Source organism: Colwellia aquaemaris, assembly GCF_057548755.1.
The window spans coordinates 369,514-384,576 of sequence record NZ_BAAJLV010000002.1 but is presented as its reverse complement, the minus strand read 5'-3'; the positions used below and the strand labels follow the sequence as shown (position 1 = coordinate 384,576).

At 39.2% G+C, this 15,063-nt stretch carries 15 protein-coding genes; 10 read left to right on the top strand and 5 right to left on the bottom strand.

The annotated features are described in order from the left end of the window. Positions 1–62 precede the first annotated feature (62 nt). Both AC27HL_RS08035 and AC27HL_RS08030 read right to left on the bottom strand, forming a co-directional pair. Positions 63–1,076 carry a 4-hydroxyproline epimerase gene (locus AC27HL_RS08035; RefSeq protein WP_487080753.1) on the bottom strand — a complete coding sequence of 338 codons (1,014 nt, stop codon included), beginning with the start codon at positions 1,074–1,076 and terminating at the stop codon, positions 63–65. Next, positions 1,069–1,215, bottom strand: a complete 147-nt coding sequence (locus tag AC27HL_RS08030; protein ID WP_487080455.1) for a hypothetical protein — start codon at positions 1,213–1,215, stop codon at positions 1,069–1,071. The genes AC27HL_RS08035 and AC27HL_RS08030 overlap by 8 nt, the downstream gene beginning before the upstream one ends. 130 nt (positions 1,216–1,345) lie before the next feature. Here AC27HL_RS08030 and AC27HL_RS08025 point away from each other — a divergent pair, with 130 nt between their 5' ends. The 7 genes from AC27HL_RS08025 (at position 1,346) to AC27HL_RS07995 (ending at position 8,194) form a co-directional block, all read left to right on the top strand. Continuing rightward, the gene (locus AC27HL_RS08025) at positions 1,346–2,377 is read left to right on the top strand and encodes a proline racemase family protein (protein ID WP_487080454.1); all 1,032 of its coding nucleotides are present in this window, start codon (positions 1,346–1,348) and stop codon (positions 2,375–2,377) included. 61 nt (positions 2,378–2,438) lie between these two features. Beyond that, positions 2,439–3,737 carry an NAD(P)/FAD-dependent oxidoreductase gene (locus tag AC27HL_RS08020; protein WP_487080453.1) on the top strand — a complete coding sequence of 433 codons (1,299 nt, stop codon included), beginning with the start codon at positions 2,439–2,441 and terminating at the stop codon, positions 3,735–3,737. A 237-nt stretch (positions 3,738–3,974) separates the two neighbouring features. After that, the gene (locus AC27HL_RS08015; RefSeq protein ID WP_487080452.1) at positions 3,975–5,699 is read left to right on the top strand and encodes a Na+/H+ antiporter NhaC family protein; all 1,725 of its coding nucleotides are present in this window, start codon (positions 3,975–3,977) and stop codon (positions 5,697–5,699) included. 185 nt (positions 5,700–5,884) lie between these two features. Continuing rightward, positions 5,885–6,622 carry a DUF1538 family protein gene (locus AC27HL_RS08010; RefSeq protein ID WP_487080451.1) on the top strand — a complete coding sequence of 246 codons (738 nt, stop codon included), beginning with the start codon at positions 5,885–5,887 and terminating at the stop codon, positions 6,620–6,622. Between the two features lie 42 nt (positions 6,623–6,664). Next, on the top strand, positions 6,665–7,426 hold the full coding sequence (locus AC27HL_RS08005; RefSeq protein WP_487080450.1) for a DUF1538 domain-containing protein: 762 nt from the start codon (positions 6,665–6,667) through the stop codon (positions 7,424–7,426). Between the two features lie 19 nt (positions 7,427–7,445). After that, positions 7,446–7,796, top strand: a complete 351-nt coding sequence (locus tag AC27HL_RS08000) for a P-II family nitrogen regulator (protein WP_487080449.1) — start codon at positions 7,446–7,448, stop codon at positions 7,794–7,796. Then, the gene (locus tag AC27HL_RS07995) at positions 7,793–8,194 is read left to right on the top strand and encodes a CBS domain-containing protein (protein ID WP_487080448.1); all 402 of its coding nucleotides are present in this window, start codon (positions 7,793–7,795) and stop codon (positions 8,192–8,194) included. The genes AC27HL_RS08000 and AC27HL_RS07995 overlap by 4 nt, the downstream gene beginning before the upstream one ends. Positions 8,195–8,228: 34 nt before the next feature. On the opposite strand, the gene AC27HL_RS07990 is transcribed toward AC27HL_RS07995, so the two are convergent. From AC27HL_RS07990 to lhpI, 3 genes are all read right to left on the bottom strand, one after another. Continuing rightward, a complete protein-coding gene (locus AC27HL_RS07990; protein ID WP_487080447.1) occupies positions 8,229–9,833 on the bottom strand; it encodes an ATP-binding protein in 1,605 nt (534 codons plus the stop codon). A 140-nt stretch (positions 9,834–9,973) separates the two neighbouring features. Then, positions 9,974–11,278, bottom strand: a complete 1,305-nt coding sequence (locus AC27HL_RS07985; RefSeq protein ID WP_487080446.1) for an aminopeptidase P N-terminal domain-containing protein — start codon at positions 11,276–11,278, stop codon at positions 9,974–9,976. A gap of 30 nt (positions 11,279–11,308) precedes the next feature. Then, positions 11,309–12,256: a bifunctional Delta(1)-pyrroline-2-carboxylate/Delta(1)-piperideine-2-carboxylate reductase gene (gene lhpI / locus AC27HL_RS07980; protein WP_487080445.1), complete on the bottom strand. Its 948-nt coding sequence runs from the start codon at positions 12,254–12,256 to the stop codon at positions 11,309–11,311. 187 nt (positions 12,257–12,443) lie between these two features. On the opposite strand from lhpI, the gene AC27HL_RS07975 reads away from it, so the two are divergent. From AC27HL_RS07975 to AC27HL_RS07965, 3 genes are all read left to right on the top strand, one after another. Then, positions 12,444–13,898, top strand: coding sequence for a DNA-3-methyladenine glycosylase 2 family protein (locus AC27HL_RS07975; protein ID WP_487080444.1), 1,455 nt, complete (start codon positions 12,444–12,446; stop codon positions 13,896–13,898). Between the two features lie 14 nt (positions 13,899–13,912). Then, positions 13,913–14,389 carry a methylated-DNA--[protein]-cysteine S-methyltransferase gene (locus AC27HL_RS07970; RefSeq protein ID WP_487080443.1) on the top strand — a complete coding sequence of 159 codons (477 nt, stop codon included), beginning with the start codon at positions 13,913–13,915 and terminating at the stop codon, positions 14,387–14,389. 365 nt (positions 14,390–14,754) lie between these two features. Further along, positions 14,755–15,042 (top strand): hypothetical protein, encoded by a 288-nt coding sequence (locus tag AC27HL_RS07965; RefSeq protein WP_487080442.1) that lies wholly within the window; start codon positions 14,755–14,757, stop codon positions 15,040–15,042. The last annotated feature ends 21 nt before the right edge of the window (positions 15,043–15,063 follow it).

Genomic DNA, 15,063 nt, shown 5'->3' with positions numbered 1-15,063 from the left:
TAATCTCTTCAATATTGTTTAATATGTTTTAAAGCTTTTTGAGCTTAAATTGCCATTTATGGCTATGTCACAACGAACCCCATCGCATAAGGGTCGCTGTCGTCTATTGTTATGCAGTTTTTACCAAAAACATGTGCCCAACCTTGAATACTCGGTTTGATTGCCACAATGGTGCCGGTTGGGGTCTGTAACTCTGTAGTACTTTCAACTTTGCCAACAAATTGGCTACCAATATAGCTTTCGTGCACAAAGCTATCTCCAACCTGCAGCTGACCTTTAGCAAAAAGTTGCGCCATTCGCGCACTCGTTCCCGTGCCACAAGGTGACCTATCAATAGCTTTATCACCATAGAACACAGCATTAGCCGCGTCAGAGCCTGAGGTTTGTGTTTTTCCAGTCCACAATACGTGTGAAACCCCACAAACGGTTTCATCTTCTGGATGAACACAAACTAATGTTTTACTGGCTATTTCACGTATAATTGGGCTCCAGCGTAAAATATCACTAGCACTCCATTCATCAATACCCGGAAAGTTTTCTTGTGGCTCAACAATGACATAAAAATTACCACCGTAGGAAACATCAACGGTTAATTTTCCTAACCCAGGAATATCTAAAACCACATCTTGATGAGCCAAGTAAGAAGCAACATTATATAAACGCACAGCGCTAACTTTTTCACCCTGCGTTTGATAATCAATATTAATTTGCCCGGCAGGCACATCTAACACTAATTTGCCCTGCTCTTTCGGCGTTAACAAACCATTTTCAAGTGCTGCGGTAACCGTACCTATAGTGCCATGTCCGCACATTGGTAGGCAGCCAGATGTTTCGATAAACAAAATTGAACCGTCAGCATTGTCAGAGCAAGGTGGATACAAAAAAGCCCCTGACATCATGTCATGCCCTCTGGGCTCAAACATCAATCCTTGTCGGATCCAGTCATAATTTTCTAAAAAGTCTTGGCGCTTTTCACTCATGGTGTTGCCGCGTAAATTTGGATGTCCGCTAGTAACTAAGCGTACCGGATTGCCACAAGTATGTGCATCAAGACAAAAATAAGTACCTTTAATCATACGATTTAATACGCCCATCAACCCTTTCTTTAATTAGGCTATCAACCATAGCATGTCTTGCTTGCAAGTTGATTAACATATCATCAAAGTGCAGTGTTGTTACTGCTGGGTTTACACTTTGCCAATTTAGATTATTCATTATTCGTTTTCGATCCATTAGTTGTATTTAGCTTTTTAAAACTATTGCTAGAAATGACATAGCATATTGTATACAATATTTGCATTCATACAAGCATAAGCGTTAAAATTTATTTTCTAGGTTAAATGACATGCGGTTTACTAAACATAATTTTTCAAATTATCAAACAATTAGCACAATAGATGCTCATACCGAAGGAGAGCCTCTACGTATAATTACGCAGGGTTACCCAGAAATTAAAGGTAATACCATACTAAAAAAGCGCCAATATTTACGTGAAAACTTAGATAATTTAAGAAAATTACTGATGTTTGAACCGCGCGGGCATGCAGATATGTATGGTGCTTTAATTACAGAGCCTTGCAGTAAAGATGCGGAGTTCGGCATTTTATTTATGCATAACGAAGGTTATAGCAGCATGTGTGGTCATGGCATTATCGCCGCAGTTTCAGTTGCCATTGAAAGTGAAAACCTAGCCATGCCGAGCAAAAATCAAGCGATTGCTATCGACTCGCCTGCAGGCCTGATCAAAGCTTATGCTGAGTATGATAACAATAACAAGCTTGCCATTAGTTTTGATAATGTTGCCTCATTTGTTGAAGCTTTAGAGCAAAAAGTTGTGATAGCTGGCTATGGTGAGATTATATACGATATTGCCTTTGGCGGTGCATACTATGCTTATGTAAATGCTGACACGTTAAACATCGAATGTACGCCAGCAAACCAACAACAATTGATCGACGTCGGCCGCGCCATTAAGCAAGCAGTCATGAATAGCTACAATATCAATCATCCAACTGAGCAAGACTTAAGCTTCTTGTACGGCACAATTTTCTATTCAAATAAAACAGATCTGCCAAGTTCTCATTCACGGCATGTTTGCGTATTTGCCGACGGCGAAGTTGACCGTTCGCCAACAGGAACTGGGGTCAGTGGCCGTGTTGCCCTATTACAAGAAAAAGAAGGATTATCAGCAAAAACTGATGTTGTTATTGAAAGTATTGTTGGCGGAAAAATGACGGTAAGCATTCAAGAAGAGTGCAATTTTCACGGTAAACAAGCGGTTATTCCAAGGGTATCTGGGCGCGCTTATATCACAGGATGTCATAAATTTATGCTCAGTGACGACGACATTTTTCCACAAGGTTTTATATTAAGGTAGCAACACTTACTTAGCTCCTTTTGAAATTCTCCGGTAAGATTTTTTAATAGAAGATGTAAAAATGAACAGTGAACAAACAGCACAAAACAACCATCAGCAAAAAGTTGCCGTATTAGGCGCTGGCATTATTGGTATTAACTGCGCGCTTGAATTGCAATCTTTAGGCTTTCAAGTAACCTTAATCGATAAGGCTGGCATAGGTGAAGGCTGTTCAAAACGCAATGCTGGCCACTTTGCTACCGAGCAAGTTTTTCCACTCGCTGAAGTAAGTTTATTATGGCAATTACCAAAGCTATTGCTTAACCCATTAGGGCCAATGGCTTTGTCGCCAAGCTATTTTCCAAAAGCCCTGCCCTGGTTTTTTAAATTTATGGCGAATATGCTTACCAGTAAACGTACAAAAAATTACCAAGCATTAAAAAGCCTTAATAAGCACGCTATTGAGTACTACAAGCCTTTATTAAGGGCAGCAAAAGCAGAGCACTTATTAACCTGCCAAGGCAGCTTATTAGTTTTTGAAAGTAGTAACCGACAGGATGTTGTTAAAGTTTTCAACCTGTATAAGAATGCTGGCATAGCGGTTAAACTACTTGATAGAGCCCAAACCTTGTTATTGGAGCCTAACCTAAGCTCTAGCATTCACTATTCACTATATTTTACCGATGTTGCACATACAGCCAACCCGTTAGAAATATGCCAAGTGCTATCACAGCAAGCATTTCAATTAGGCTGTAAAATGCTTCAAGCCGAAGTTAGTTCTATATCAACAACAAATAATGCAGTCGAAATAAGCTATGTTACAGACGGCGTTAATGGCGTTAGTAGTAGCGCCAAGTTTGATAAAGTAGTTGTTGCCACTGGTGCATGGTCAGAGCCGCTTTTAAATCAACTCGGTTATCAATTGCCAATAGAAGCAGAGCGTGGTTATAGTTTAGATCTTACCTCGACAAACTTAACGCGTCCGGTAGCATCGGCTGAACGAAAATTTATCATGACCCCTATGTCGCATGGTTTAAGGTTGGCTGGCACAGTCGAATTCGCTGGCTTATCCACACCTGCCAATATGAAACGGGCAAATACCTTGTATGAAAATGCGAAACATTTATTGAATGATATTCCGATTTTTTCAAGTGAAAACGCTGACGAAAATCAACGTTGGATGGGCTTTCGCCCGTCATTACCTGACTCACTACCAGTTATTTGCCAAGCACCCAAGCATAACGCGGTATATTTCGCCCTGGGTCATCAACATTTAGGCTTAACCTTAGGTGCTATAACCGGAAAACTTATTGGCCAGGTGATGACAGCACAACAAACCGATATTGATATTTCTCCATTTTGCATCAGCCGCTTTAACTAGAGGTTGGTAATTTTTAAATTGAATTAATAAACAAAGCCCCCTAACAACATTTCAAACTAAGTTTCGCTGTGGCTTTCGGCTTATCCCCGTCGTTGGCTGCAGCACCTTTTCTAATTCAATAAAAGAAAACACACAACAAATATTCACCTAATCATAAAATCACACTAGTAAGTGACAAAATTTCTGTTATCGTAATTTTATTAAACGCACAAATAACAAAAATCATAAGTAGCTTTTATGTCAACCAAACACAATAAACTAGCTTTTATCTTTTTTATTCTTGCTGTATTTTCAGCTATTTACATTAAATCTTCAGTATCACCTAAATGGATAGAACAAAGTTATGTTTATGACGTGAGCACAGATAATAAAGGCATCGCTAGCTATATTTATAAAGGCCAAAAAGTCATCATTGAAAATATTAGCCAATATAAAAATTCACCCCTAAATCAGCAAAATTTAAATAATATCGCCAGTGCACCTACGATAAGCCAGCAATGGGTCAGCGATGAGGATCAACAATTAAAACTATTAAAGCCAGCATTTCATTTTGGTGCTTGGTCTTTATTGCCTGCATTTATCACCATTATTTTATGTTTATTAACTCGTGAACCTTTAACGGCTTTATTAGGCGGCATTGTCGTTGGTGCAATTATGCTAGGTCGCTATGACTTAACCGACAAGGTCATTATTCCTAACCTGGCAAAAGAAGGTACCGCAGCATTATTGTTACTTTATTTATGGCTACTCGGTGGCTTGCTTGGCATTTGGTCTAAAACCGGTGCCGCCCAAGCTTTTGCCAACTTTATGACAACACATTTTGTTAAAGGTAGAAAGTCAGCAAAGTTAGTCTCTTGGCTGCTTGGAGTATTATTTTTTCAAGGTGGCACCATGAGTACAGTTCTGGTGGGCACAACCGTCAGGCCACTGGCAGACAAAGCGAAAGTCAGCCATGAAGAAATGAGCTACATTGTTGATTCAACCGCTTCTCCTATTGCTTCTATTCTTGCCTTCAACGCTTGGCCGGCATATGTTCAAGCACTAATATTTATTCCAGGCGTTTCATTTTTAGCTACAGAAGCCGATAGAATTGCATTTTTCTTTCAAAGTATTCCGTTTAGTTTTTATAGTATTTTTGCTGTAACAGGCACGTTTTTACTGAGTATAAATATTACTACCTTTGCCGGTAAGCGAATTCGATTAGCAAAAAAGCGTGCTGAAGAGGAAGGTAAACTAGATGCACCAATGGCAAAGCCGTTAAGTGCTAAAGAGTTGCAAAAATCAGACGTGCCACAAGGCTACTCTCCACATGTAATTGAGTTTATTCTGCCATTAGTTACCTTAACTGCTATTGCCATTGGCAGCTTTGTGTTACTTGGCTCGCCAAAAATCAATTGGGCATTTGGCGCTGCGTTATTGTTATCAGCGATTATTGCCATCATTAAAGGCATGTCATTACATCATGTCATTGACGGCTTTACACAAGGATTAAAAGGTGTGGTATTTGCCTCGGTTATCTTAATGTTAGCAGTAATAATAGGTAGCATTAGCAAAGAAACCGGAGGAGGCTTGTTTTTGGTTTCTTTGCTTGGTGAACAACTACCGTTTTGGTGCCTTCCAGTTATTTTACAATTGATCACTATGATCATAGCGTTTTCGACAGGCACTAGTTGGGGAACTTATGCAATCGCTTTTCCACTTGCCATGCCACTCGCATGGGCCATATGTCAAAGCCAAGCGCTAGCAAACCCAGAATTATTTATGATGCTATGTTTTGCCACAGTACTTAACGGTAGTGTTTTTGGCGATCAATGTTCGCCAATTTCAGATACTACGATTCTCAGTTCTATGACAACAGGCTGTGATTTAATGGACCATGTAAAATCACAATTAGTGCCAGCCACATTAGCAGCGTCATTTGCTGGCATTTTATGGACGGCAACGGCCTACTTTTTTGTTTAGTGAGAATCTAAAGTAATAATACCCGTGAAATTACAACATCTAACAAGAAAAAACCTAAAAGCACTAGCCGGGAATTAACGCTATGCTACTATTAATTAACAATGGACGTTGAGCTTGTTTTAGATCAATAAGTTACTGAGATCAGGCTCGTATAATAAAATTTTATCACGGTAGATTTTAGCGATATGAACCAACAGCTTACCATTTTCTTCAAGGCGCTTTTGGGTAGTTGTAAAGACCTTTTGCCTATAGCTCTCGTTATCGCATTTTTTCAATTTGCAGTTTTGCAACAACCTATGCCAAATATCGGCAATATTTTTATTGGCTTAGGGTTAGTCGTTTTAGGGTTAACCTTTTTTATCTACGGTTTAGAAATGGGGCTGTTTCCTATTGGTGAGTCTATGGCCAAAGCCTTTGCCAAAAAAGGCAGTATTGTTTGGTTGCTCACCTTTGCCTTTTGTTTAGGCTTTGGTACTACGGTTGCCGAGCCTTCCTTAATTGCAGTAGCTGCAGAAGCAGCCACAGTTGCCGCTAGCGGTGGTATTATTGCAACATCAGATATTGCACAAAATGAATATGCCAACGGCTTAAGATACACGGTTGCCTTTGCTGTTGGTTTAGCCATTGTTATTGGCGTTTTACGCATAATTCGTGGGTGGCCAATTCACTACCTTATTTTAGGTGGCTATGTTGTTGTCGTGATCATGACTGCCTTTGCGCCAACTTGGATTATCGGTATTGCTTATGATTCAGGTGGCGTTACAACTTCAACCATTACTGTACCTCTAGTAACGGCTTTAGGTGTTGGTTTAGCATCATCAATTAAAGGGCGAAACCCTATGATAGACGGATTTGGCCTGATCGCGTTTGCCTCGCTTACACCTATGATATTCGTTATGGCGTATGGCATGGTGCTTAGTTAATGATTTATTCAACTTGTACTATTTGCAATGGAGCTCACTAAATTGGATTTATTACTTGAGTTTTTTAACACCTTAAAAGCAACCGTAGTAGATGTGTTACCTATATTGTCGATAATTTTAGTGTTTCAGTTATTGGTGATTCGAAAACCAATTCCACATGTAAAACAAGTTGGCTTTGGTTTTTTCTATGTTTTACTTGGCCTTGCACTATTTTTGCTGGGGCTCGAAAAAGCACTATTTCCGCTTGGAAAAATGATGGCAGAGCAGTTAACAGCGCCAGCTTTTATTAATCCAGAATCATTAGCAAGCGATGCCATGAGCTGGAAAAACTATACTTGGGTATATGTTTTTGCCGCTGCGATAGGGTTTAGTACCACAATTGCAGAGCCTTCACTTATCGCCGTTGCATTAAAAGCCGAAGAAGTTTCCGGTGGCGGTATTAGGGCAAATAGTTTGCGTATAGCGGTGGCAATAGGTGTAGCCATTGGTATTGCCTTAGGTAGTTATCGCATCGTCGTAGGCCACCCAATACATTACTACATCATTTGTGGCTATATTGTGGTGGTAGTACAAACATTTTTCTGTCCGAAAATGATTGTACCTTTAGCTTATGATTCTGGCGGCGTTACGACCTCAACGGTAACGGTCCCCCTAGTTGCAGCTTTAGGTTTAGGACTTGCCAGTACCATACCTGGGAGAAGTCCGTTAATAGATGGTTTTGGGCTTATTGCATTTGCCAGTCTTTTTCCAATAATTGCGGTAATGGCTTATGCACAATTAACACAAATTCGAACAAGAAACTAACTAATAGTGAGAAGCAAAAATGCATTTTAAATTGATCATTGCATTTGTTGAAGATGCAGTTACCGAGAAGGTAATGAAAGAAGCTCGTATGGCGGGTGCAACAGGAGCAACCATTATTAATAATGCTCGCGGCGAAGGTATTAAGCGCCAGCGTACTTTTTTTGGTATGCAACTTGAAACACAGCGCGACGTATTAATGTTTGTGGTTGAAGAGCACTTATGCCGAAAAATATTAGAACGCATTGCAACTGTGGCTGGATTTGATGAAGAGCCAGGTAAAGGTATAGCAATACAAATAGACATACAAGATGCTGTTGGCGTTGCCCATCAAGTTGAACGTTTAAAAGGTAAAATTGAGGAAGAAATATGAGTCATAAATTAGTGCAAGTAAAAGATGCTATGACCACCGACAGTTACCAATTTACTGACGGTATGGTAACCGTTGCCGAAGGCATAAAGTTAGCTAAGCAGCACAATGTAAGCGCGTTAATTATTAACAAGCGTCATGAAAATGACGAGTTTGGTTTAGTATTATTGTCTGACATTGCCAAGCAGGTTATTGCTAAAGACCGCTCCCCTGAGCGGGTAAATTTATACGAAATCATGGCAAAACCGTTATTGTCAGTGTCGCCAGAAATGGATGTTCGATATTGCGCGAGATTATTTGAGAACTTTGGTATTAACACCGCACCTGTCATTGAGAACCAACAAGTAATAGGTTTAGTGAATTACACCAATATGGTACTAACCTTATTAGGCGATGAATAATCTAGCGTAAGTTGTAAATTGCTGAAATGGTAAACTAAGGTATGATCTTTAAGTCAGGCGTACCTTTTTTTACCGGCCTAACCTCTTCATCTACTAGCAAAGGTACTTTAACCACAAAGCAACAGCCATGTTCGCTATCTGCAATTGTAATTGACCCTCCAAGCTTTGTATTTACTAAGTTATAAACAATATTCATACCTAAACCAGAGCCACCTAAACCACGTTTAGTCGTAACAAAGGGATCGAATATTTTGTCTTTTACATCACTTTTTATGCCTTTACCGTTATCTTTATAGATAAGAATAAGGTTTTCCTCATTAGCCTGAAAATCAATACTGATTTCGCCATCAATCCTGTCTTCAAAACCATGAATGTGGGAGTTAGTCAAAAAATTAGTTAAAATTTGGTTCCATGCACTAGGGTAAGTTACTAAGGTAAAGTCAGGGTCAACATGGGTCGTAATCGTGTAGTTTTTTTGTTTAAATAATGTTTTAACCGTATTCACAATATCATCAACATGTTGTGCCAAATTAATATTAATTTTCGGATCAGTATGTTGCTCTACCGCCACAGACTTAAAACCACGAATTAATTCTACCGCTTTATTCAAACTGCGTTCTATTATCTGCTCGTATTCTACAAACATATTTAATATCGAGGTTAATTGCTTTTTAGTAAGTTTTTCTTCAATTAATGCATGGTTTAATTCGGCAATTTTCTCTTTTAATGCACTAACTGAGGTAACACAAATCCCTAACGGGGTATTTACTTCATGCGCAACACCAGCAACTAATTGCCCTAGGGAAGCCATTTTTTCAGATTGCACTAATTGGTCTTTTGCTAAAGTTAATTCATTTAAAGATTGCTGCAATTGTTGATTACTTTCAGCTAGCTTTGCGGTGCGCTCATAAACTTTGATCTCTAAATCACCATTTAAGTTAATCAAGGCGTTTTCCGCATCTTCTAATTGAATAATGTCATTTTTCAACGTTAGGCGCATGTCATTGATGGCACTCACCAATTCATCAAGTTCATCGGTTTCTTGATTTCTATTATGCAGCTCTAATGGTTCATCTAGGTTTTGGCCACTTAACGCCTTTGAATAGGCAGTGATACGGTATAAGTGTTTTGTGATCAACCAATGAACAATAAACAAAGTGCAAAATGCCACCATGAATATTTTAATAAACTCTGAAGTAACGATAAAGCCGGCTCGCTGCCAAAGGTGTTGATAAATATCTTGGTAGTCGGCGGTTATCACCATAGTACCAATTGTATTATTTTCAAAAGTTATTGGGTACGTTTCAACTTTGGGTGGGTTTTCAATAATGTCACCAACTTCATAAACTTTACCAAAACTGGTGGTAATTTTAACATGGCGTATATCAGGCAGACGTTGAATGCCACCAATTTGTTGTTCAACAAGTGGCTCATTAAAGTCCCACAAACTAGTAGAAATAGACTGATTGAAACTTAATTCTATACTATGAAATCGCTTATCTAAGGTTGTTACACCACTTTGGAAATCAACATATAGTTGGATCATGGTTGAGCACACGGAGAGAAATGCACTACATAAGAAAATGTAAACAAACACACGTCGGCTTAACTTATTGTTAAATGCGCCTTTATTCGACATTATCTTATCCATGAAACCCGCTTACAAATTGCGAAATAACCAATATTTAGCTACTACATTAATCCTAGCACTATTTACATCGAAGTGAGTAAGAAAGTCAAATATCAGTTAGCTTTATTTACAAAATAACTATTTTGCACTCAAAGTGACTGCATATAGGATTCTATCTCAGTCACTGTGCGCGGTATGGCAGCGGACAAATTTTCATACCCGGTAGCAGTAACCAGAATATCGTCTTCAATTCTTACTGCAATGCCACGCCATTTTTCATCCACATCCATACAGTCAAGCGGAAAGTAAAGGCCAGGTTCAATCGTGAACACCATATTTTCTTCTAGAAAACGCCATTTATTGTTTTCATCGTGATAGCTACCAACATCATGAACATCCATACCCAACCAATGGCCAGTTTTATGCACGGTAAATTGTCGATAACATTCGTTTTTCATTACCTCTTCAAAGCTGCCACTAAGAATACCAAGTTCAATAAGCCCTTTTGCCAGCACCTGCATACAAGTTTGATAAATTTCATTCCAAGCCAAACCCGGTTTAATCTTCATAATAGCGGCATCAATTGCCGCTAACACCAATTGATAAATTTGTTGCTGGGCTTGAGTAAATTTGCCATTTATAGGCCAGGTTCTCGTAATATCACTGCAATACTGTTGGTACTCAGCCCCGGCATCAATTAGCACTAAGTCACCATTATTTAAGAGACTATTATTTTCTTCATAATGTAGACAGCAGCCATTGTTACCACTGGCAACAATGCTTGGATATGCTACCGCTCGACAACCAAAATTGGCAATTTCTCGATCAAAAATTGCCTGCAATTGCAATTCATTCATCATAGGTTTACAAAGTCGCATCATAGCTTTATGACCATGAATGGAAGCCTGAACAGCATGTCGAATTAAAGCAATTTCATCATTCGATTTAATAACACGTGCATTATGTATAATAGGTTGAAGCGGTAATAACTGTCGATAAACTTTAGGGATATCAAACCCTGTATTTCGGCGCTGATGATGCAGCCAAGCATTTGTATAGTCACTATAAAACTCTTGCTCATCAAGCAGGTAAACTTTACTCCGTTGTTCCAATAAGTTTGGCAGCTCAGTGTGAATATCTTTAATGCAAAATGCTTCATTGGCTTGATAATACTCTTTGGCGCCACTTAGGCCAGCTCTTGCGCCAAAACTCGTTTCCGCTGCGGCATCGTTTTCACGAACGAATAGCACAAACTCATTTTCATGTTTTGGTCGAAGTAGTGCTACGGCATTAGGCTCATTAAAGCCCGTTAAATAATATAAATCATTATCAGGGCGAAAATGGTAATTAATATTCTTGCTGCGCGTTTTGGCACAATTCCCAACAACAATAACTACGCTGTCGCCATCGAGTTGCTGCATTAACTTTTCTCTACGAGCATAAAACTCCGTCATAATTCTCTTCCCCTGATATATTTAGACAACTTAAGAAGATTTAACAAAATCGGTAACCAATTTAGCTGCTGTTAAGTCTTCTAAGGCGTGACCTACAGACTTAAATACCGTGATATCGTCATTGGCTCGTTGCATTAAAAACTCTTGTTTGCATAGCGCAAACAAATCCGCTTCCACTTGTGATTTATTGATCACCCCTTCTTTTAAGGGAATTGCCATATCGCCCGTTTCACGCAGTGCTCCTTCAAAGTTGTCAACAAACAGTCGTGATTTAGTCAAACATTCATCATCCATTTCTCGCATGTCTGGTCGATATGAACCCACCATATCTAAGTGCTGCCCTGGTACTAAGTACTTGCCAAAAATTAATGGCTCCTTGCTTAAGGTTGCACAAGAAACTATATCTGCATTTGCAATGTAGGTTTCTATATCATCTATTGCTTGGCAATTTAGCTTTAAATGTGAAACTTGCTGGCAAATTGCCCGTGCTTTATCCATATTACGCCCCCAAACATAAACCGTTTTAATCGGTCTAACACTCGCATGGGCTTCAATAAGCTTGCTTGATAAAGCTCCTGTTCCAACCATTAGCAAAGTTTCACTATTCTCTCTTGATAAAAACCGAGAGGCGAGTGCAGATGCAGCAGCTGTTCTTCGCGCAGTTAATGCTGGTGCATCCATCATTGCCATCATAGCGCCAGTATCAACATCCATAAGTAAATAACAGCCTTGTATTGATGGTAAACCTTTATCGCCATTTTCCGGTGCAACCGTAACAATTTTTACACCCGCAACCTCACCTGCTTGCCACGCAGGCATCATAAGCAAGGTTGTTTCCCGACTAGCCTTTGGGTTTGCCATATCGAAATGCAAACGAGGCGGGACATAAATATCACTAGCAAAAGAAGATTTAAGCGCGTCAACAAGTGTTGGAAAAACAAGAGCTTGGTTAACAGTTTCAGCATTTATCGTTAGCATGGTGTTCTCATAATATATAGGAATCAATTATCACCGACATTATTGCATACTGTATACATATGTAAATGTAGTTCTCAAACTTAAACACACAGAAATTATATTTTTGGCCTTGTCCGATTGTCGCCAGTCATTTACATTGCCTAACGTATGATCGACTAAAATTAAGTTATCAAGGTGATAAACAAATATGCTCAGTGTTGAAATTTGTGAGAATGCACGACTAAGCCGTGATATTCGCTTTGATGGAAAATTTTTTACTGCGGTAATAACCACTGGAATTTTCTGCCGCCCTATTTGCCCAGCACGGCCACCAAAGCCCGAAAATGTAACTTACTATGAAAGTGCAGAATTAGCGCAACAATCGGGCTTTCGCCCTTGCAAACGTTGCTTTCCGCAATTAGCACCCAATATGCCATTGCCGAGAAAAATTAAACAGATAACGCACGCATATTATGAAAATAACTATAGTTTACAAAAATGTGCGGAGCAGCTTGGCATCAGCGAGCGCCAAATTCGCCGGCTATTTGTACAATATTACGGATTACCCCCGAGCGAATTCTTTCATCAACAACGGCTCTTGCTCGCGCATAAATTATTAATTTCAACTCCATTGACGGTCACGAATGTCGCCTTTGCAGCAGGCTTTAACAGCATCCGGCGTTTTAATGAAGTTATACAGAAAGCATACCAAAGCACACCCAGTGAAATTAGAGGAAATAAAACTATCGCATCCGACAGCCAAGTAACAATCTTACTGCCATATAAAGCACCATTTGACTGGCCATTAATGCTAAGTTTTTTCCGCTCAAGAAAAATGACTAACATTGAAGATATTGGCGAGGGGCATTACTTTCGTACAATTGAACTTGATGATTGCCGTGGCTGGGTAAAAGTCACGCACCATAACAGCAAAGATGCATTAAATTTAACGGTAAAACTTACCGACTATAGTTATTTACACCAAATTATTGCCCGTGTTCGTCGCATGTTTGATTTAGACGCCGATATGCAACTTATACATCAACATTTGAAAAGTCATGCAAAATTAGCACAGGTAATAAAACATTTCCCTGGCTTACGCTTGCCAGGGTGCTGGGATATTTTTGAGTTTTCCATCAGAGCAATTTTAGGGCAACAAATTTCAGTAAAAGGTGCAACAACGCTTGCCCAACGAATTGCAGAAAAATATGGTGAAGAGGTTAGTGAAATAGAATTACCACAAAATATAAACACGAGAAAATACTTTCCCAAAATAACCGCCTTAAAAGATGTCGACTACCAAGACATAGGCCTAACCCGCTCCCGTATTGCCACTTTGCATACTTGGGTAAACTTTTTTCAAGCTCATGAAGATATATTTGCCAAAGGATTAACCATTGAAGAGTTAGAACAAGCGTTAACTCAACTAAAAGGTATTGGCCCATGGACCGTTAACTACATAGGTATGCGCGGTTTAAGCGATCCGGACGCATTTCCAAGTGCTGACTTGGGGATCATCAAGGCCTTAACTGTTAATAACATAAAACCAAAAAATAAAGACATACTCACATTGGCTCAAAGTTGGCGACCTTGGCGCGCCTACGCCGCTATTTATTTATGGCACTCGTTACAACTAACAAATGAAAGTAGCAAGCCAGCATAAAGGAGAAATCGTTAATGTATTACTGTATTTACCCATCACCATTAGGTGATATTGCTTTAACAGCAAATGAGCAAGGATTAACTGCTTTAGCATTTCAAGCTGGCAAGTCGCCAATTAATATTGATGGCTTAGTTGAAAATCGCAAAAAATTTAATAACGTTATCCAACAATTGTCTGAGTACTTTAACGGTGAACGAAAAACCTTTGACTTACCACTAGCGCCAAATGGCACTAAGTTTCAAAAACAAGTTTGGCAAGCCCTCACTGAAATTCCCTGCGGTGAAACTAAAAGTTACGGCTGGATAGCAAAAAGCATCCACAATGAAAAAGCCGTTCGCGCAGTTGGCACGGCCAATGGCGCAAACCCAATCGCCTTAATTGTGCCTTGTCATCGCGTTATTGGCAGCAATGGGAAACTCACCGGTTATGCTGGCGGCTTAGCATTAAAAGCAAAATTACTTATGCACGAAGGTGCTCAGTTTAATGTTTAATTGAGCAGATAACTGAGTAAAAGCTTGTTAATACGACTTATTCAGACGTGAAATAAAAAAAGTGACAATGTTGCGTATCAAGGCAACATTGTCACTCGTAAAATGCGACAACAATAAATAATAGTCAGTACTTACTTTGACTTAACGAACATCACTCATTTCCTTGATACTAGCAACAACAAATGACGAATTTCAGGGATTGAAGCTGTAAAAAATAACAACTTACCAAGACGAAAAATAATTTGGTCAAAATATAATTGCTGCTATGATGACGCGCAATATTACGTAGCACTTGTTAGAGTATTATTTTGGAATTTATTGTAATTATCGCAGCTCTCTTTTTGATTTGGCTAATTTGGCAACTAATGCGAGCCAAACATTTTACCAAATTTAGACAACAAATAATGCAAGAGCTAAAGCCTAAGGTTATTAACAGCATTGTTGAAGAGATGGCCGAAACTCGCTCAGAACAACTGCCCAATAATTCAGCTCACGAAGCAGCGACTATTGTCTACTGGACAGCTTCCACAGGCCGTATTTTACAAGCAGCATTAATGCGAGAAATAATCACAGAACAATGGTTAAAAGAAACGGGAAATTTGCGTAACAGCCAGCATTTGTTTCACATTGAGCGTGATAAGTTACATAGATAAGCTTTGTAACTATATGGCTGA

What these genes read in the sequence shown, in the direction of transcription:
- AC27HL_RS08015 (WP_487080452.1), top strand. Translation starts at nt 3,975, where the DNA reads ATGTCAACCAAACACAATAAACTAGCTTTTATCTTTTTTATTCTTGCT.
- AC27HL_RS08020 (WP_487080453.1), top strand. Translation starts at nt 2,439, where the DNA reads ATGAACAGTGAACAAACAGCACAAAACAACCATCAGCAAAAAGTTGCC.
- AC27HL_RS08035 (WP_487080753.1), bottom strand. Translation starts at nt 1,076, where the DNA reads ATGATTAAAGGTACTTATTTTTGTCTTGATGCACATACTTGTGGCAAT.
- AC27HL_RS08025 (WP_487080454.1), top strand. Translation starts at nt 1,346, where the DNA reads ATGCGGTTTACTAAACATAATTTTTCAAATTATCAAACAATTAGCACA.
- AC27HL_RS08000 (WP_487080449.1), top strand. Translation starts at nt 7,446, where the DNA reads ATGCATTTTAAATTGATCATTGCATTTGTTGAAGATGCAGTTACCGAG.
- AC27HL_RS07990 (WP_487080447.1), bottom strand. Translation starts at nt 9,833, where the DNA reads ATGTCGAATAAAGGCGCATTTAACAATAAGTTAAGCCGACGTGTGTTT.
- AC27HL_RS07965 (WP_487080442.1), top strand. Translation starts at nt 14,755, where the DNA reads ATGCGAGCCAAACATTTTACCAAATTTAGACAACAAATAATGCAAGAG.
- AC27HL_RS07975 (WP_487080444.1), top strand. Translation starts at nt 12,444, where the DNA reads ATGCTCAGTGTTGAAATTTGTGAGAATGCACGACTAAGCCGTGATATT.
- AC27HL_RS08030 (WP_487080455.1), bottom strand. Translation starts at nt 1,215, where the DNA reads ATGAATAATCTAAATTGGCAAAGTGTAAACCCAGCAGTAACAACACTG.
- AC27HL_RS07995 (WP_487080448.1), top strand. Translation starts at nt 7,793, where the DNA reads ATGAGTCATAAATTAGTGCAAGTAAAAGATGCTATGACCACCGACAGT.
- lhpI (WP_487080445.1), bottom strand. Translation starts at nt 12,256, where the DNA reads ATGCTAACGATAAATGCTGAAACTGTTAACCAAGCTCTTGTTTTTCCA.
- AC27HL_RS08010 (WP_487080451.1), top strand. Translation starts at nt 5,885, where the DNA reads ATGAACCAACAGCTTACCATTTTCTTCAAGGCGCTTTTGGGTAGTTGT.
- AC27HL_RS07970 (WP_487080443.1), top strand. Translation starts at nt 13,913, where the DNA reads ATGTATTACTGTATTTACCCATCACCATTAGGTGATATTGCTTTAACA.
- AC27HL_RS07985 (WP_487080446.1), bottom strand. Translation starts at nt 11,278, where the DNA reads ATGACGGAGTTTTATGCTCGTAGAGAAAAGTTAATGCAGCAACTCGAT.